This window comes from Pseudomonas sp. FP603, assembly GCF_030687415.1.
GTDB lineage: Bacteria > Pseudomonadota > Gammaproteobacteria > Pseudomonadales > Pseudomonadaceae > Aquipseudomonas > Aquipseudomonas wuhanensis.
Window position 1 is genome coordinate 4,983,006 of record NZ_CP117431.1, and the last position, 16,358, is coordinate 4,999,363.

Sequence of the window (16,358 nt, forward strand, 5' to 3'; positions counted from 1 at the left end):
GAAACCCGCTAAAAACCTGAGCTTTACCAGCCCAATGTCTCTTTCAGGAACGGGATTGTCAGCTTGCGCTGGGCTTGAAGGGAGGCCTGATCGAGGCGCTCAAGCAGCTCAAAAAGTGCACTCATACTGCGGGTACCGCGGGTCAAAATAAAATGCCCGACTTCGTCAGTCAGGTGCAGGCCACGACGGGATGCACGCAACTGCAAAGCACGTAATTTGTCTTCGTCAGAGAGTGGGCGCATCTGGAAGATGAGTGCCAGTGTCAGCCGCGACTTGAGGTCTGCCAGCTTCACCGGCAGTTCGCGCGGGGATGTCGAGGCCGCGATCAACAGACGCCGACCGCTGTCACGCAGACGATTGAACAGATGGAACAGCGCCTCTTCCCAATCCGCCTTGCCGGCGACCGCCTGCAAATCATCCAGGCAGACCAGTTCGTACTGTTCGAGGTTGTCGAGAATTTCGATGCCGCGGTCCAGCAACTCGGCCAGCGGCAGGTACACCGCCGGCTCCCCCAGTTGTTCGAAGCGCAGACACGCCGCCTGCAACAAATGCGTGCGTCCTACCCCGTCCTTGCCCCAGAGGTAAATCAGGCTTTCCGTCCAGCCGGCGTCGGCTTCGCAGAGCCGCTCGACATAGCCGAGTGCAGCGGCATTGGCGCCTGGGTAGTAATTGATAAAGGTAGCGTCATCACGCAGACGCACACCTAGGGGCAGCTGAATCGGTTTCATGCTGACTGAACAGTTCCAAAGGAACCGTTAGTGGCCTCTGTGTAAAGTTTGCGAAGTTTATACCCGTGAGGCTGACCGCACAATGCGACAGACCACAAGCAAAATCAAAGGTTTGCGTTAACGTACTGGTTTTATGACAGTTTCTTTGACGGCGCATGTGACAGCCACGCGAGTGATACGGGCAAACCTGGCACGAAACCAGACTGCCCGCTACGAGCGATTAAAAACTTACAGCTCGGATTCCTCGACACCGCCGTAGATATCTGAATCCTTATACAAATCGTGTACGTGACGCACCAGCACCATGATTACCGCCGCCACCGGCAACGCCAGCAACACACCGGTAAAACCAAACAGCTCACCGCCGGCCAGGATCGCGAAGATCACCGCCACCGGGTGCAGGCCGATCCGGTCACCCACCAGCAACGGCGTCAGGACCATGCCTTCCAGCGCCTGGCCGACCATGAACACCGCGACAATACCGATCATGGGATACAAATCGCCACCGAACTGGAACAGACCGGCAATCAACGCCGCACCAATCCCGATGACGAACCCCATGTACGGCACGATCGCCGCCAACCCGGCAATCAAACCGATCAACAGCCCCAGCTCCAGCCCGACGATCATCAAGCCTGCGGCGTAGATCACGCCCAGGGCCAGCATCACCAGCAATTGCCCGCGCACGAACGCCCCGAGCACTTCATGGCATTCTCCCGCCAGGGACATGACGCGCTCTTCACGATCACGGGGCAGCAGGCTGCGGATCTTGGCCATCATCAGATCCCAGTCACGCAGCAGATAAAAACTCACCACCGGAATCAGCACCAGGTTGGCCAGCCAGCCAATCAGCGCAAGGCCCGAAGCCGTCGCCTGACTCAGTACCATGCCGACAACATCGGTGGTCTGGCCCATGTGCGCGCTGAACGCCGCCTTGAGCTTGTCGAACTTCCAGAAACCGTCTGATAACCCCATCTTCGATTGCGCCCACGGCACGGCGGTGTGCTGCAACCAGTCGAGCATCTGCGGCGCCAGTTCATACAAACGAAACAGCTGCTTGGCGAGCATCGGCACCAATACCAACAGCAACGCGGTGACGATCAATGTGAACAACGCGAACACCGCCACCACGCCCCAGGTCCGTGACAGACCATACTTCTCCAGCCGATCCACCAGCGGGTCGAACAGATAAGCCAGCAACAGCGCCACCAGGAACGGTGTCAGAATCGGGTGCAACAGGTAAACAAACGCGCAAAGCAGGACCACCCCACCGAGCCAGAACCAACGCCGTGTATCGGCCATGTACCACTCCTGCTTCTATATAAAGAAAAACTACCAGCGAAAACGTAACTGCGGCGTCGGTGCCGGGGCTGGCGCTGCGACCGGTGTCGAGCCAGCAACCACGGGTTGAACAGGCGCCACGGGGGCCGGCGCCTCACCGGCCGGAATTTCCTGCAACCTGGCCAAAGACAACTGCGCCCGCAACTGATCGGGGCTGCCGTTGACCCGATAAAGCACGCGGTCGCCATCAACGCTTTGCAGGCGCGCGCCAAAAGGCTCCAGCAAACGCCCGAGCGTCGCATAACGTTCCAGGCTCATCCCCTGCACTTCCAGCAATTGCTCGCTCGACGCACCCGGTTTGGCGGCAAAACGCGGCGCCAGGCGTTGGCTGACCGCCAGCATCACCGCATCGGCCAGCGCGGCGGTATCAGCACCCTGCGCGCTACCGGCTTCTTTCTGATCGCCCAACCACAAACGCCACTTGGCTTGCCATTGGCCACCCTCTTCACGGGCATGCACCGCCAGCAACGCGTCGGCATTGTAACGGTCGGATGCGCCCCGCAGCGGTGCCGGGTCTGCACTTTCCAGATTCGGCGCAGTGGCGACAATCTGCTCGTTCAGGTCTGCCAGTGGCAAACGCAGCGGCAGCCCGCGATGTTGCGCCGCTCGAAGCAGTGGCGTGGCACTGGCCTGGCCATCGCCGACCAGGCTCGAACCTTCAGTGGAGTCGTTCAACCACCAGCCGAGTATCGACGGTCGGTTGGCGCCCCACATGGCTAACCCGGCACGCCGCAAGGCCTGTTCGGTGGTGGCCGGATCGAAATCGACTTTCAGCACCTGCGGCGGCCCGGCCTCATAACCGAACTGACTGATGATCTGCTGAGGGTCTTTGCGCACGGTCGCCAGACCCGGGCTCTGCGCCGCCTTGGGGTCGCCGGTCAGGCGCAACACCAACGTATCCAGCGCCCGCTGAGTTGCCTGATCGCGCTCCTCCGGTGTCTGGCTGCTGACAGGCTCGCGCACTTGGTAGAGGCCTTTGACAGTTTCGGCATGACCGGTCAGGCTGACCACGGATAAACAGCCCACGAACAAGAATTTAAGAAAACGCATAAAAAGATTCCTGACGACAAGAGCGGCTGGAACAGACCGCGTGAAGATGATTGAACCAGGAGTCTGTTGACCACACGTTCAAGCAAAACATTCACCCGATCCCGGTAAGTTTTCGCACTGTCATAACGATAGACGGTTAACGTCGATACCTTATACAGCCATCCGGGACGCCACCAACACGGGCAATATCGGTTTTTTTAACGCGATATGCCCCTGCCCGTCGGCACGAGGATGGCCGCTGCCCCTCAAGCCTGATAAAATCGCGCGCCTTCGCAGACCGGCAACAGCCGGGCACCCTGAAATTCGCGGATGGCATTCGCCTTCGTTTGTTTCGGCGGTCCCACTGGACCCGGTCGTTACCCCTGAATCCCCCCTAAAGGCCTGGATCATGAGCAAGCAACCCTCCCTGAGCTACAAGGACGCCGGTGTAGACATCGACGCCGGTGAAGCATTGGTCGAACGCATCAAGAGCGTCGCCAAGCGCACTGCGCGCCCGGAAGTCATGGGCGGCCTGGGCGGTTTCGGCGCCCTCTGCGAAATCCCGGCCGGTTACAAACAACCGGTGCTGGTCTCTGGCACTGACGGCGTCGGCACCAAGCTGCGCCTGGCGCTGAACCTGAACAAGCACGACAGCATCGGCATCGACCTGGTTGCCATGTGCGTGAACGACCTGGTGGTCTGCGGCGCCGAGCCGCTGTTCTTCCTCGACTATTACGCCACCGGCAAACTGAACGTCGAAACCGCGACCCAGGTCGTGACCGGCATCGGCGCTGGCTGTGAACTGTCCGGCTGCTCCCTGGTCGGCGGCGAAACCGCTGAAATGCCTGGCATGTACGAAGGCGAAGACTACGACCTGGCCGGCTTCTGCGTCGGCGTCGTGGAAAAGTCCGAAATCATCGACGGTTCCAAAGTCGCTGCCGGCGATGCCCTGCTCGCCCTGCCGTCTTCCGGCCCGCACTCCAACGGCTACTCGCTGATCCGCAAGATCATCGAAGTGTCCGGTGCAGACATCGAAAACATCCAGCTCGACGGCAAACCGCTGACTGATCTGCTGATGGCCCCGACCCGCATCTACGTGAAGCCGCTGCTCAAGCTGATCAAGGAAACCGGCGCTGTCAAAGCCATGGCCCACATCACCGGTGGTGGCCTGCTGGACAACATTCCGCGCGTTCTGCCAAAAGGCGCACAAGCGGTGGTTGACGTTGCAAGCTGGACTCGCCCTGCCGTGTTCGACTGGCTGCAAGAGAAAGGCAACGTCAACGAAAACGAAATGCACCGCGTGCTGAACTGCGGCGTTGGCATGGTTATCTGCGTGGCTCAAGAGCACGTTGAATCCGCGCTGAACGTGTTGCGTGAAGCCGGCGAGCAGCCTTGGGTCATCGGTCAGATCGCTACCGCTGCCGAAGGCGCGGCTCAGGTTGAACTGAAGAACCTCAAGGCTGATTGATGTCCCAGACCTGTGATGTGGTGGTGCTGTTGTCCGGCACCGGCAGTAACTTGCAGGCCTTGATCGACAGCACGCGAACCGGCGACAGCCCGGTTCGCATCGCTGCGGTGATCTCCAACCGCGCCGACGCCTACGGCCTGCAACGCGCCAGGGACGCGGGTATCGACACCCGCACCCTGGATCACAAGGCTTTCGAAGGTCGCGAGGCCTTCGATGCCGCGCTGATCGAACTGATCGACGCCTTCAACCCCAAACTCGTGGTACTGGCCGGTTTCATGCGCATTCTCAGCGCTGACTTCGTGCGCCACTATCAAGGCCGCCTGCTCAATATCCATCCTTCGCTGCTGCCCAAATACAAAGGGTTACACACCCATCAGCGCGCGCTGGAGGCCGGCGACACTGAACACGGCTGTTCCGTGCACTTCGTCACCGAGGAACTCGATGGCGGACCACTGGTCGTACAGGCAGTAATACCGGTAGAGTTGCACGATTCGCCGCAGAGTCTGGCGCAGCGAGTCCATACCCAGGAACACCTGATTTACCCGATGGCCGTACGCTGGTTTGCTGAAGGTCGTTTATCACTCGGTGAACAAGGTGCTTTACTGGACGGACAGTTACTCGCGGCCAGCGGCCACTTGATTCGAACCTAGGAGATTTTATGCGTCGCGCCCTGCTCTTCGCTTGCGCTCTGCTCGCCCTGCCGTTTGCGCAGGCCGCAGACCTTCAACCCTTCTCCGCCAGCTATACCGCCGACTGGAAACAGCTGCCCATGAGCGGCACTGCCGAACGCAGCCTGACCAAGGGGGCCAACGGCGTCTGGAAACTCAGCTTCAAGGCGTCGATGATGATCGCCAGCCTGACTGAAGAAAGCACCCTGACCCTGGACAAGGACACGCTGCTGCCACAGTCCTACCACTTCGAACGTGGTGGCCTAGGCAAAGCCAAGAAGGCCGACCTGGACTTCGATTGGACCAACAAGATGGTCACTGGCACCGATCGCGGTGACGCCGTCAAACTTCCGCTCAATCGCGGCATGGTCGACAAGTCCACCTATCAACTGGCGCTGCAGCATGACGTAGCCGCCGGCAAGAAAAGCATGAGCTATCAGGTTGTCGATGACGGAGAAGTCGATACCTATGACTTCCGCGTGCTGGGCTCGGAGAAAGTCGACACCAAGGCTGGCCAGATCGAAGCGATCAAGGTCGAGCGCGTGCGCGACCCGACACAAAGCAAGCGCATCACCGTCCTGTGGTTCGCCAAGGATTGGGATTATTTGCTGGTCCGTCTGCAACAGGTCGAAACCGACGGCAAGGAGTACAACATCATGCTCCTCGACGGCACGGTCAACGGCAAACCGGTCAAAGGCAGCTGATTCGCTACGACATGAAAGCCCCGCAAATGCGGGGCTTTTTTTCGTCTGGCGTTTGGTTGGGTGAGAGCGATCAGCGCACGGTAAAGCGTTGCTGAGCCAACAGACGGTCGCCCTGGAACACCATGAAACGCCATTCTCCGGGAACGACTTCATGGCTTTCGGTGAACTCGTACGCCATCACGTCCTGCGGAGCACCGGGTACCAGCTTTTGAGTAACTTCCAGTTTGTCGTGACGCACACCATCCGGAGTACGGATGCCCGGGGTGAAATAGAGCAAAGTCAGCGGCTGGTCTTCGGCGACCTTGCCGGCCAACTGGTAACGCATACCGAACTTGGTGCCGAGTTTGGCGGGGACGATTTCGGTTTGCTGGATCTGTTCATTGCTACGGCGCAAAACTCGCTCGCCCGATTGCAGCTCGGCTTTCGGGCCAGCGAACACGCCGTACTCCACTGGGCCTTCGACACGGACTTCGGCACTGGCCAGACCACTGACGAACATCATTGTGGCCAGGGCGGCTAAACGGGTGAGGTGCATGGTGCGCTCCTTGATTGAGATGAGCGCGAGGGTATGACGCGGGGGTGACAGGACGATGACAACCTTGAGTTCAGCAACCCTGAAGTGAGGGGGCTTGCCCAATCCGGGAGTTGAAGTCCCATTGTTACTTCACAACAGCCCGAGGCAGGATCGCCAGGAAATTATCCCGCGCAACCCTTCTGGCAACATCCTCCGGCAAGGCATCAAGAAACGGATCGAAGCTGTGCATTTCCTGACCGAGCTTGTTGAAACGCCCCACCACATCGGAACCGAGCATGAAGCGCTCCGGAAAGCGCTCCACCAGTCTCACCCATTCATCCCGAGGCGTGCCCTGCTCGTCCAGCAGGTAAGGCGTCAGCATGCTCCAGGACAGGTCAACGAACAGATTGGGGTAAGCCTCGAGCATTCGCGACAGCGTCGGCAACAGAAAATCCAGCTGGGTCTGGTGCCGATGAATTTCCGCACTGGTGCCTGCATGAGCCCAGATAAACCGGGTGTGTGGATGATTGCGCAGCGGCTCCTCGACTTCTGCCAGGTACAGCGGATTTTTCTCACGCTTGGAGGTGATGTTGGAATGCAGCATCACCGGCAAGTCGTTCTCGGCAGCCAGGTGGTAGATGCGGGTCATCGCCTCGTTGTTGGCCCGCGGCGTGTCGCCGGATGTCAGCGCAGTCAGATCGTCGTGACGGGTAAAGACTTCGCCAATGCCCTGCCAAAGCCCGGGATAGAGGTCGAGCATGCGCTGGATGTGTGCCGCGGAGTTTTTGTCATTCGGGTTGAAGCCTGACAGGAAAGGGTGAAAACGCTGGCGCTGCTCTGTGGTCAGCTTATTCACCGCCGCCGCGACGATCACATCGGTCGCGCTATACCAATAGGCATCGGCGTCATCGCCGGCGTAATAACGTGGGCGTTTGGGTTCGTCTTCGTGCCATTTCTTGGCCACCGGAATGCCGGAAATCATTACATGATCGATAGCATTGTCGTCCATGGCCGTGAGCAATTTCGACATGCCCGCCGTTTCCTGGAAGAAATCGACGTAATGCAGGTGCGCATCGCTGTAGGCATATTCGCGGGCGTAGGTATCAGTGCCGCACAGCGCCAGCAACCAGGCGAGGCTCAAGCGGATCGGGGGCACGGAATTCTCCTGTGATGGGCAACTGCGGTACGAGCAACATAGACCGCACCACGCAAACCAGGGTTCAGCCGGCAAGAAAGTGGAACGCGAATTTGAAGGAATGCTCTATAACTTCAGGGTCTTTTTTGATCGAATGACTTTTCATATTGCCCGCGAGGTTTCCCATGACTGTTACCGTCAATACCGTCTCCGCCGAAGGTTTTCGTCACAGCGTCCAAATCGATGACCACGAACTTTTTGCCGACGTGCCGAAAACCTCTGGCGGCGAAGGCACGGCGCCTGAACCACACGACTACTTCGACGCCGCCCTCGGTGCCTGTAAGGCCCTGACGCTGAAAATGTATGCCAAGAAGAAGGACATCCCGCTGACAGGCGTCGAGGTTGAGGTCACGCGCGACAACAGCGAAGAGCAGAAAGGCAAATACGCCCTGCACGTCGAACTCACGCTCAAAGGTGTGCTCACCGACGCCCAGCGCGAGGAGCTGCACCGCGTGGCCGACCGCTGCCCGGTACACAAACTGATGACCACCTCCGAAGTCAGCATCGAAACCCATCTGTCCGAAGGCGCCTTCAGTCAATAGCGGCAACGGCTGTGCAAGCGGGTTATGCTCCCTGCGTCACCCGCTCAGCCTGGAATGCACCATGAACACTCCGCTCGTGATCCGCCCTCGCGCCGAAGATGTCGAAGGCCAGCCGATTTTTCGCCCGTTGCCGTCAGCCAAATGCCGCAACGTCGGGCCTTTCGTGTTTTTTGACCACATGCTCGAAACCCGTTACCCGGCGGGCAAAGGCATGAATATCCGTCAGCATCCGCACATCGGCCTGTCCACCCTCACCTACCTGTTTGAAGGGCAAATCCAGCACAAGGACAGCCTCGGTTCCGATCAGGTGGTGAATGCTGGCGATGTCAGTTGGATGACCGCCGGCAGTGCAATTGCCCACGTCGAACGCACGCCCGAACCATTGAAAGACAGCGGCTTTACGATGCACGGCCTACAGATCTGGCTGGCGTCGCCCAAGGATCATGAACACGGTCCGGGACACTACAGCCACCATCCGGCTGCCACGCTGCCCGTCAGCGATAACCTTGGCGTGAAGATACGGATGATCGCCGGATCAGGCTTTTGCCTCAAATCGCCGGTCCCTGTGCTTTCTCCTACGCTGTATGCCGAATTGAACCTGCAAACCGCGACCACATTGCTGATTCCCACCGAGCATGAAGAGCGGGCACTGTATGTGCTGAGCGGTGAGGTACAACTGGATGGTGAGCCGATTGAACCTCACTCGCTGGTAGTGTTGCCTGCGGGGGAAGAGATGACCTTGTTCGCCGAGAGCGATTGTCATGCCGTGCTGTTTGGTGGCGCGCCGCTGGATGGGCCGCGACGGATCAACTGGAATTTCGTCGCCAGTGATCCGGCGTTGATCGATGAAGCGCGTCGACGCTGGGCGGCCGGGGATTGGCCGACAGTGCCGGGGGAAAGTGAGCGGATCGAACTGCCTTCGGATCTTCGGCGTTAGTAACACCGCCATCGCGGGCAAGCCCGCTCCCACATTAGTTGACCGGGCCGTTCGCAAAATTCGCGCACGGCACAATTCCCTGTGGGAGCGGGCTTGCCCGCGATGAGGCCCGTTCAGGCACCGACTCAGTCAGCGCCTGGTAACAGCTCAACCTTTAAAAACTTCATCCAGCAAGTTATGCATCGACGTGAACGCGCGAGCAGCCGTCTTCGCGTCATACATCATCTTGCCCGGCACATTGGCATGCGGGTCAGTGAACGAATGCACCGCGCCGCCATAGCTCAGCAACTGCCAATCCACACCCGCGGCATTCATCTCAGCTTCGAACGCTGGTAGCTGCTCTTTCGGCACCAGCGGGTCGGCAGCGCCATGCAGCACCAGCACCGAGCCCTTGATGTTTTTCGCATCGTTCACGTTCGGCGTATCCAATGTGCCGTGGAACGACACCGCCGCTTTCACCGGCGCGCCCGTACGAGCCAGTTCCAACGCGCAGCAACCACCGAAGCAGAAACCGAACGTTGCCAGTTTCGAGGTATCGATCGCCGCCTCGCCCTGCCCTTGGAGCTGCTCGAAGGCAGCCTGTACGCGTTTGCGCAGCAAGGCGCGGTCATTCTTCAACGGCATCATTGCTGCGCCCGCCTCGTCGCCGTTCTGCGGACGAGTCGCCTGGCCATAGAGGTCCGCGATCAACACCACGTAGCCCTTGGAGGCCACCGACTTGGCGATCTCTTCAGCACCGGCGCTGACGCCCATCCAGTTCGGCGCCATCAACAGGCCTGGGCGCGGGCCCTTATGGTCGGCATCGAAGGCTAGACGGCTTTCATACGGCTGGCCGTCGATCTGATAGGCGACGGAACGAACAGTGATTTGGCTCATGACTAACTCCCAGTAAAAAAACCCCAGAATGAAAAAACCCGCCGAAGCGGGTTTTTATACAACGCGGTTAAACCGACAGTTCAACCAGCAGCTTGTTCAGACGGCGCACATAAGCGGCCGGGTCTTTCAAGCTGTCGCCGGCCGCCAGGGCCGCCTGATCGAACAGAATGTGCGACAGGTCGCCGAAGCGCTCATCGCTCTGCTCGTTGTCGAGTTTCTCGATCAGCGGGTGAGCCGGGTTGAATTCGAAGATCGGCTTCGAATCCGGAACCTTCTGACCGCTGGCTTCCAGGATCTGGCGCATTTGCAGGCCCAGGTCCTGCTCGCCGATGGCCAGAATCGCCGGGGAATCGGTCAGACGGTGGGAAACCCGCACTTCAGCGACGGATTCACCCAAAGCGGTCTTGAGACGCTCAACCAGGCCTTCTTTGGACTTGGCGACTTCTTCCGCGGCTTTCTTGTCTTCTTCCGAATCCAGATTGCCGAGATCCAGGTCACCGCGTGCCACGTCGACAAAGCTCTTGCCGTCGAAATCGTTGAGGTAGCTCATCAGCCACTCGTCGATGCGATCGGTCAGCAGCAGCACTTCGATGCCTTTCTTGCGGAAGACTTCCAGGTGCGGGCTGTTTTTGACTTGCGCGTAGGTTTCGCCAGTCAGGTAGTAGATCTTGTCCTGACCTTCCTTGGCGCGGGCCAGGTAATCGGCCAGACCTACAACCTGCTCGCCATCATCGCCCTGAGTGGACGCGAAACGCAGCAGGCCGGCAATTTTCTCTTTGTTGGCGAAGTCTTCTGCCGGGCCTTCTTTCATGACCTGACCAAAGTTCTTCCAGAAACCTTTGTATTGCTCAGGCTCGTTCTTCGCCAGTTTTTCCAGCATGTCCAGAACGCGCTTGGTCAGCGCCGACTTCATGGAATCGATGATCGGGTCTTTCTGCAGGATTTCCCGCGACACGTTCAGCGACAGGTCGTTGGAGTCGACCACGCCTTTGATGAAGCGCAGGTACAGCGGCAGGAACGACTCGGCCTGATCCATGACGAACACACGCTGCACGTACAGCTTCAGGCCTTTCGGCGCTTCACGCTGGTACAGGTCGAACGGAGCACGGGTCGGCACATAAAGTAGCGAGGTGTACTCGAGCTTGCCTTCGACCTTGTTGTGGCTCCAGCTCAGCGGGGTTTTCGAAATCGTGAGCGACGTGCTTGTAGAACTCCTGATACTCCTCGTCTTTCACTTCAGTGCGAGGGCGAGTCCACAGGGCGCTGGCGCGGTTGACGGTTTCCCATTCAACGGCAGGCTTCTCTTCACCTTCAACGGCTGCCACTTCTTTCGGCAACTCGATCGGCAAGGCGATGTGGTCGGAGTACTTCTTGATGATGTTGCGCAGACGCCAGCCATCGGCGAACTCGTCTTCACCGGACTTCAGGTGCAGAACGATGCGGGTACCGCGATCAGCTTTCTCGACGGTGGCGATTTCGAATTCGCCTTCGCCCTTGGACGACCAATGCACGCCTTCGCTGGCAGCGAGGCCGGCACGGCGGCTGAATACGTCGACTTTATCGGGCGACGATGAAGGCCGAGTAGAAACCGACACCGAATTGACCGATCAGGTGCGAGTCTTTTTTCTGATCGCCAGACAGGTGTTTCATAAAATCGGCAGTGCCGGACTTGGCGATGGTACCCAGATGGGTGACCGCGTCGTCACGGCTCATGCCGATGCCGTTGTCTTCGAGGGTGACGGTTTTAGCGTCTTTATCGAAGCTCACACGGATTTTCAGTTCGGCGCCGCCTTCCAGCAACTCAGGCTTGGCCAGCGCTTCAAAACGTAATTTGTCGACAGCGTCAGAGGCGTTCGAGATCAATTCGCGAAGGAAAATTTCCTTGTTGGAATACAGCGAATGGATCATGAGGTGCAGCAGTTGCTTCACCTCGGTCTGGAAGCCCAGGGTTTCCTTTTGAGTTTCCACACTCATGGTCATCAAACTCCAATCAGATGGCATAAGCCGCGACCTTGAGGGTCGGCGGCGGGTTGTCATCAGAGTTGGGGGCTGAGATCAGGATTTCAAGGGCTCTTCGATTTTGAAGTGAGCGCGGGCCGTGGCAATAGGCTCGGCTTCGGTGCTTTGCCAGGCGGTAATTGCGACGTTTGCCACTCGGCGCCCCTGTCGGCACACTTGGCATCTGGCCCAGGTATCGCGAAACTGCCCCGCGCGCAGGTAGTCGAGGGAGAAATCGATAATCTTCGGCACACCGGGCGAGCCGGTGAAAATCAGCAGATGCAGTGCCGCCGAGAGTTCCATGAAGCCGGCAATCACCCCGCCATGAATCGCCGGCAATAAAGGATTACCAATGTTGTCTTTGTTGGCCGGCAGACGAAACAGCAGCTCATCCCCGACACGCGAACATTCAACACCGATCAGTCTGGCGTAGGGAATCAGGTCCAGCAGCGAGGCGTAGTCTCCCTGCGCATGGGCCTGTTGAAGTTGCTCCTTGAACGTGTCGGTCATTTCGCAACTCCAGTAAGGGCACCGGCAATGGCACCGCCAAACCCTTTGGTGCCTTTGATTCCCTTGCCCATGCGCATGAACGTACCTACCACATGGGCGATGGGTTGTTCGGGGTCGTCCTGATAGGCGAAACCGCGCGCGAAGATCACGTCGGTGGTCACTCGGTAGCATTGGGCGAAGCCGTATACGTCCTTGTGCGGCTCGGCGGCGTGCATGTAGTCGATGCGCAAGTCGAGCGTCGGGCAGACTTCGAACTCGGGCAGCACGCAAAGGGTGGCCATGCCGCAAGCAGTGTCCATCAGCGAGGTCAGCGCACCGCCATGAATCACCCCGGTTTGCGGGTTGCCGACGATCTGCGGGCTGTACGGCAAAATCACCGTCAGCCCTTCGCTGCTGGCGCTGTGAACGCGCATGCCGAGTACCTGACAATGCCGCAATGCCGACAGGAATCGCGTCGCACGCTCAAAAACGGGGTTTTCGGCCATTGGATAAAACTCTTCTTAGTGTTTGGACAAAGTAGCAGGCTAGAGGGCAAAAGTTCCGTGGCAAAACAAACTTATATATCTGTGTGATTTGAGGAACTTAACCCTGATCGCCATGCTCGAAAGGCCAGTAGATATTTTCCATAAGGAGAAACACCCCATGCGTAAGACTTTAGCTATTGCCTTGATGTTGACCGCGTCCCTCGGTCTCGCTGCCTGCGATAAAAAATCCGAGGACAAAGCTCAAGATGCCGCCAAACATTCTGAGCAAGCTCAAGAAAAAATGAGCGAAGCTCAGGATAAAGTGAACGAAGCCGCAAAAGAAAACGCCGAAGCTGCCAAAGCTCAGGCCGAATCGAACGCAGCAGCTACAAAAGAAGCCGCTCCAGAAGCACCTAAAAACTAAAAGCGTTTTTAGTGATAAAAGAAAACCCGCCAAGTGCGGGTTTTCTTTTTATTGGCGATAAGTGCTAGAGCAAAATTATTCTAAAAGTCGGACTAATCATCAGCAACAACGAACACACTAAACCCACAAACCACACCAGACTGCGCTGCCAGGCCAGATCTGCCCAATAGCACAGCAAGTAAATGATGCGCGCGATCACAAAGATGATTGCCAGCGTATCGATCAGCCATCCCGCCGTCTGCGTGGTGTGCGCCATCAACACCCCGACCGCGAACAATAAGAACGCCTCGAAACTGTTCTGGTGTGCCGCCAATGCACGGGCACCAAAGCCGGTAAGTTGCGCCTGCTGCTGGCGCGGCAGGTGATTGTTGTAACCACCCTGCTCGCTCATGGCTTTGGCCACCGGAATCTTTGCCACGTAAATCAGCAATGCGCTGATAAACACACACCAGAACGGAATACTCATCAAGCAGCTTCCTTGTTTGCTTCAGGCAATGGCGCCTCTGTAGGTGTATAGACCATCACATCAAGAACGTCGGAGTGAAACTCGCGGCGATACAACACAAATACGACACCGGCGCTCATCAACATGAACAACCAGGGACTGACAAACCACGCCAGCATGGTCATGCCGAAGTAATAGGAACGCAGGCCGAAGTTGAACTGGTTGGCCGCCATGGAGATGACACGGGCGGCTCGAGAGGCAAAGGCTTTACGCTCTTGTTCGGACACATGGCGCTCGCCGATCATCGGCGCCGAGCCCACGAGAATCGCCGCAAAGTTGTACTGACGCATGCACCAGCTAAAGGTAAAGAACGCATAGACAAACACCAGCGCCAGGCACAACAACTTGATCTCCGACATGCCTTGGGAGGCCTGTTGCACCATCGGGATATCCGCCAGTAACGATACGGCTCTGTCGGACGCACCCAATACCGTGAGAATACCGGCCAGGATAATCAGCGTACTGGAAGCGAAGAACGAGGCATTGCGCTCAAGGTTACCGATCACGCTGGCATCGGCAATGCGGTTGTCGCGCAACAGCATGCGGCGCATCCAGTCTTCGCGATACAGGTGCAGCACGCTGGCCAGGCATGCGGTGTCACGGCCCTTCCATGTCGCGTAACGGGTGTAGCCACCCCAGCAGACGACAAACCAGAGCGCGGCGAGGATGTGAATCAGATTGGCGTGGACGAACGACATGCAGTTCCTTGTGATGTGTGGATGATGAAACCTGCGGATAGTGCTTCGACGTTAGCCCAAGTAAAAAGACACTGCATCACGCGCATAAAAAAATGCCCCGTATCGATTGATACGGGGCATTTCCATTTGTAGCTCAAGCCCGCTTGTGGCGGGTCATGAGGAGGCTTAAGCCAGCGCTTCTTCGCGCTTGCCCAGCAGGCGGTCGCAAACCACGGCAACCACCAGGGTCATGACCGACGGCACCAGCCACGCCAGACCCTGCTCGCTCAATGGCAGATGAGTCAGTTGAGTCGGCATCCAGTCAGCCAGGCCGGCGCCTTTGAGGGCATCGATCAGACCGAAGATGAACGACACCAGCATCACCGGACCAACAATGCGGCCCTGCTCATGCCAGAAGTCCTTGCAGAAGCTCAGGGCTACCAGGGCGATGCATGGCGGGTAGATGGCGGTCAGCACCGGGATCGAGAAAGCAATCAACTTGGTGAGGCCCAGATTGGACACCAACAGGGAGAACGCAGCCAGGATGATCACCAGCGTCTTGTAGGACAGTGGCAGTACGCGGCTGAAGTATTCGGCACAGGCACACGTCAGACCGACCGCTGTTACCAGGCAGGCCAGGGAGATCAGCACCGCAAGGAAACCACTGCCCAACGAACCAAACGTGTGCTGAACGTACGCATGCAATACCGCGGCACCGTTGGCAGCACCAGCGGCCACTTCATGGCTACCCGAACCGAGACGGAACAGACTGACGTAAACCAGCGCCAGACCCACGCCGGCAATCAGACCGGCGATAATCGCGTAACGGGTGATCAACGCTGGCGATTCCACACCCCGGGAACGAATGGCGTTGACAATGACAATGCCGAATACCAGCGCACCCAGGGTATCCATGGTCAGGTAACCATTGATAAAGCCTTGGGAGAACGGTGCCGCGACATATTCAGGTGTGGCCACGCCGATTTCACCAGCCGGCAACGCGAACGCAGCAATGCCGAGAACGGCCAGAGCGATGATCTTCAGCGGTGCAAGGAAACGTCCTACGGTGTCCAGCAGACGGCCCGGATAGAGCGAGATGAAGAACACCAGCAGGAAGTACACCGAGCTATAGAGAAACAGCGCCAGCGGGCTCTCACCGGTCAGCGGCGCCAGACCCACTTCGAACGACACGGTCGCGGTGCGCGGCGTCGCGAACAATGGGCCAACAGCGAGGTAGCACGCAGCTGCCAGCAGGCCACCGGCGACTTTACCGATCGGGCTGCTCAAGGCATCCATTGCACCACCGACCTTGGCCAGGGCAACAACGGTGATCACCGGCAAACCAACCGCGGTGATCAGAAAACCCAGCGCCGCCATCCAGACATTAGGCCCGGACTGCAAACCGACGATAGGCGGGAAGATGATGTTGCCAGCCCCGACGAACAGGGCAAACGTCATAAAACCAAGTGCCAGTATGTCCTGGCCTTTCAACACTTTCATTAAGGAAATACCACACTACTGAATCGGAATTTAGAGAGGGATTTCCCTTATGGGTGAGGGAAATGCTGTCGGCCCGTATAGGACTGACCCGTTTAGCGCGTCGCTGCCTTGTGGGCCGCGGACGCAAAAATGGCTGCTAGCGTAACGAATCCGTCTGACAAACGCACTATTACAGGGCGAACTATCCGATATACGACATTCCAATGTCGCGTTTACATACCTAATTTTCCTACCTTGGCACAGATCGCTCCCACGCTCTGCGTGGGAATGCATCCCGT

Annotated in this window: 17 protein-coding genes and 1 pseudogene; 6 read left to right on the forward strand and 12 right to left on the reverse strand. The window is 58.2% G+C overall.

The genetic code is table 11. From position 1 onward, the window contains the following. Window positions 1–23 precede the first annotated feature (23 nt). From hda to PSH65_RS22995, 3 genes are all read right to left on the reverse strand, one after another. Entirely contained in the window at window positions 24–728 is a 705-nt protein-coding gene (gene hda, locus PSH65_RS22985; RefSeq protein WP_007898944.1) for a DnaA regulatory inactivator Hda, read from the reverse strand. Window positions 729–956: 228 nt separating this feature from the next. Beyond that, the gene (locus PSH65_RS22990; RefSeq protein WP_305422550.1) at window positions 957–2,030 is read right to left on the reverse strand and encodes an AI-2E family transporter; all 1,074 of its coding nucleotides are present in this window, start codon (window positions 2,028–2,030) and stop codon (window positions 957–959) included. A 30-nt stretch (window positions 2,031–2,060) separates the two neighbouring features. Then, entirely contained in the window at window positions 2,061–3,119 is a 1,059-nt protein-coding gene (locus PSH65_RS22995; protein WP_305422551.1) for a DUF2066 domain-containing protein, read from the reverse strand. A gap of 388 nt (window positions 3,120–3,507) precedes the next feature. Here PSH65_RS22995 and purM point away from each other — a divergent pair, with 388 nt between their 5' ends. The 3 genes from purM to PSH65_RS23010 are packed head-to-tail and all read left to right on the forward strand — an operon-like array spanning window position 3,508 to window position 5,938. Continuing rightward, complete coding sequence (gene purM / locus PSH65_RS23000) at window positions 3,508–4,566, forward strand: phosphoribosylformylglycinamidine cyclo-ligase (RefSeq protein ID WP_305422552.1); 1,059 nt, start codon at window positions 3,508–3,510, stop codon at window positions 4,564–4,566. Then, window positions 4,566–5,216, forward strand: a complete 651-nt coding sequence (gene purN, locus PSH65_RS23005; RefSeq protein ID WP_253548922.1) for a phosphoribosylglycinamide formyltransferase — start codon at window positions 4,566–4,568, stop codon at window positions 5,214–5,216. Before purM ends, purN begins: the two co-directional genes overlap by 1 nt. Before the next feature lie 8 nt (window positions 5,217–5,224). Continuing rightward, the gene (locus tag PSH65_RS23010; protein WP_305422554.1) at window positions 5,225–5,938 is read left to right on the forward strand and encodes a DUF3108 domain-containing protein; all 714 of its coding nucleotides are present in this window, start codon (window positions 5,225–5,227) and stop codon (window positions 5,936–5,938) included. A 70-nt stretch (window positions 5,939–6,008) separates the two neighbouring features. On the opposite strand, the gene PSH65_RS23015 is transcribed toward PSH65_RS23010, so the two are convergent. Both PSH65_RS23015 and PSH65_RS23020 read right to left on the reverse strand, forming a co-directional pair. Then, window positions 6,009–6,473, reverse strand: coding sequence for a DUF3859 domain-containing protein (locus tag PSH65_RS23015; RefSeq protein WP_038979700.1), 465 nt, complete (start codon window positions 6,471–6,473; stop codon window positions 6,009–6,011). A 124-nt stretch (window positions 6,474–6,597) separates the two neighbouring features. Then, on the reverse strand, window positions 6,598–7,608 hold the full coding sequence (locus PSH65_RS23020; RefSeq protein ID WP_305422555.1) for an amidohydrolase family protein: 1,011 nt from the start codon (window positions 7,606–7,608) through the stop codon (window positions 6,598–6,600). Between the two features lie 164 nt (window positions 7,609–7,772). Here PSH65_RS23020 and PSH65_RS23025 point away from each other — a divergent pair, with 164 nt between their 5' ends. Together PSH65_RS23025 and PSH65_RS23030 are read left to right on the forward strand one after the other, a co-directional pair. Next, entirely contained in the window at window positions 7,773–8,189 is a 417-nt protein-coding gene (locus PSH65_RS23025) for an OsmC family protein (RefSeq protein ID WP_305422556.1), read from the forward strand. 61 nt (window positions 8,190–8,250) lie between these two features. Then, entirely contained in the window at window positions 8,251–9,126 is an 876-nt protein-coding gene (locus PSH65_RS23030; RefSeq protein WP_305422557.1) for a pirin family protein, read from the forward strand. 147 nt (window positions 9,127–9,273) lie between these two features. On the opposite strand, the gene PSH65_RS23035 is transcribed toward PSH65_RS23030, so the two are convergent. The 4 genes and pseudogenes from PSH65_RS23035 to PSH65_RS23050 all read right to left on the reverse strand — a co-directional run bounded on the left by PSH65_RS23035 (window position 9,274) and on the right by PSH65_RS23050 (window position 12,995). After that, window positions 9,274–10,002 carry a dienelactone hydrolase family protein gene (locus PSH65_RS23035; RefSeq protein WP_305422559.1) on the reverse strand — a complete coding sequence of 243 codons (729 nt, stop codon included), beginning with the start codon at window positions 10,000–10,002 and terminating at the stop codon, window positions 9,274–9,276. 67 nt (window positions 10,003–10,069) lie between these two features. After that, window positions 10,070–11,976, reverse strand: a pseudogene (gene htpG / locus PSH65_RS23040) (molecular chaperone HtpG). An 81-nt stretch (window positions 11,977–12,057) separates the two neighbouring features. Further along, window positions 12,058–12,510: a PaaI family thioesterase gene (locus tag PSH65_RS23045; protein ID WP_030131718.1), complete on the reverse strand. Its 453-nt coding sequence runs from the start codon at window positions 12,508–12,510 to the stop codon at window positions 12,058–12,060. Then, window positions 12,507–12,995 carry a PaaI family thioesterase gene (locus tag PSH65_RS23050; protein ID WP_305422561.1) on the reverse strand — a complete coding sequence of 163 codons (489 nt, stop codon included), beginning with the start codon at window positions 12,993–12,995 and terminating at the stop codon, window positions 12,507–12,509. The genes PSH65_RS23045 and PSH65_RS23050 overlap by 4 nt, the downstream gene beginning before the upstream one ends. Before the next feature lie 157 nt (window positions 12,996–13,152). Here PSH65_RS23050 and PSH65_RS23055 point away from each other — a divergent pair, with 157 nt between their 5' ends. Further along, window positions 13,153–13,398 carry a hypothetical protein gene (locus PSH65_RS23055; RefSeq protein ID WP_305422562.1) on the forward strand — a complete coding sequence of 82 codons (246 nt, stop codon included), beginning with the start codon at window positions 13,153–13,155 and terminating at the stop codon, window positions 13,396–13,398. Window positions 13,399–13,462: 64 nt separating this feature from the next. On the opposite strand, the gene PSH65_RS23060 is transcribed toward PSH65_RS23055, so the two are convergent. The 3 genes from PSH65_RS23060 to brnQ all read right to left on the reverse strand — a co-directional run bounded on the left by PSH65_RS23060 (window position 13,463) and on the right by brnQ (window position 16,080). Further along, window positions 13,463–13,864 carry an MAPEG family protein gene (locus PSH65_RS23060; RefSeq protein ID WP_305422564.1) on the reverse strand — a complete coding sequence of 134 codons (402 nt, stop codon included), beginning with the start codon at window positions 13,862–13,864 and terminating at the stop codon, window positions 13,463–13,465. Then, on the reverse strand, window positions 13,864–14,601 hold the full coding sequence (locus tag PSH65_RS23065) for a DUF599 domain-containing protein (RefSeq protein WP_305422565.1): 738 nt from the start codon (window positions 14,599–14,601) through the stop codon (window positions 13,864–13,866). Before PSH65_RS23065 ends, PSH65_RS23060 begins: the two co-directional genes overlap by 1 nt. 165 nt (window positions 14,602–14,766) lie before the next feature. After that, on the reverse strand, window positions 14,767–16,080 hold the full coding sequence (brnQ, locus tag PSH65_RS23070) for a branched-chain amino acid transport system II carrier protein (protein WP_305422567.1): 1,314 nt from the start codon (window positions 16,078–16,080) through the stop codon (window positions 14,767–14,769). Window positions 16,081–16,358: the final 278 nt, after the last annotated feature.

Bases quoted from the DNA above. Each gene is read 5' to 3' on its own strand.
- PSH65_RS22990 (WP_305422550.1), bottom strand. From the start codon at position 2,030: ATGGCCGATACACGGCGTTGGTTCTGGCTCGGTGGGGTGGTCCTGCTT.
- PSH65_RS23010 (WP_305422554.1), top strand. From the start codon at position 5,225: ATGCGTCGCGCCCTGCTCTTCGCTTGCGCTCTGCTCGCCCTGCCGTTT.
- PSH65_RS23025 (WP_305422556.1), top strand. From the start codon at position 7,773: ATGACTGTTACCGTCAATACCGTCTCCGCCGAAGGTTTTCGTCACAGC.
- PSH65_RS23035 (WP_305422559.1), bottom strand. From the start codon at position 10,002: ATGAGCCAAATCACTGTTCGTTCCGTCGCCTATCAGATCGACGGCCAG.
- hda (WP_007898944.1), bottom strand. From the start codon at position 728: ATGAAACCGATTCAGCTGCCCCTAGGTGTGCGTCTGCGTGATGACGCT.
- PSH65_RS23015 (WP_038979700.1), bottom strand. From the start codon at position 6,473: ATGCACCTCACCCGTTTAGCCGCCCTGGCCACAATGATGTTCGTCAGT.
- purN (WP_253548922.1), top strand. From the start codon at position 4,566: ATGTCCCAGACCTGTGATGTGGTGGTGCTGTTGTCCGGCACCGGCAGT.
- brnQ (WP_305422567.1), bottom strand. From the start codon at position 16,080: ATGAAAGTGTTGAAAGGCCAGGACATACTGGCACTTGGTTTTATGACG.
- PSH65_RS23030 (WP_305422557.1), top strand. From the start codon at position 8,251: ATGAACACTCCGCTCGTGATCCGCCCTCGCGCCGAAGATGTCGAAGGC.
- PSH65_RS23055 (WP_305422562.1), top strand. From the start codon at position 13,153: ATGCGTAAGACTTTAGCTATTGCCTTGATGTTGACCGCGTCCCTCGGT.
- PSH65_RS23045 (WP_030131718.1), bottom strand. From the start codon at position 12,510: ATGACCGACACGTTCAAGGAGCAACTTCAACAGGCCCATGCGCAGGGA.
- PSH65_RS22995 (WP_305422551.1), bottom strand. From the start codon at position 3,119: ATGCGTTTTCTTAAATTCTTGTTCGTGGGCTGTTTATCCGTGGTCAGC.
- PSH65_RS23065 (WP_305422565.1), bottom strand. From the start codon at position 14,601: ATGTCGTTCGTCCACGCCAATCTGATTCACATCCTCGCCGCGCTCTGG.
- PSH65_RS23060 (WP_305422564.1), bottom strand. From the start codon at position 13,864: ATGAGTATTCCGTTCTGGTGTGTGTTTATCAGCGCATTGCTGATTTAC.
- PSH65_RS23050 (WP_305422561.1), bottom strand. From the start codon at position 12,995: ATGGCCGAAAACCCCGTTTTTGAGCGTGCGACGCGATTCCTGTCGGCA.
- purM (WP_305422552.1), top strand. From the start codon at position 3,508: ATGAGCAAGCAACCCTCCCTGAGCTACAAGGACGCCGGTGTAGACATC.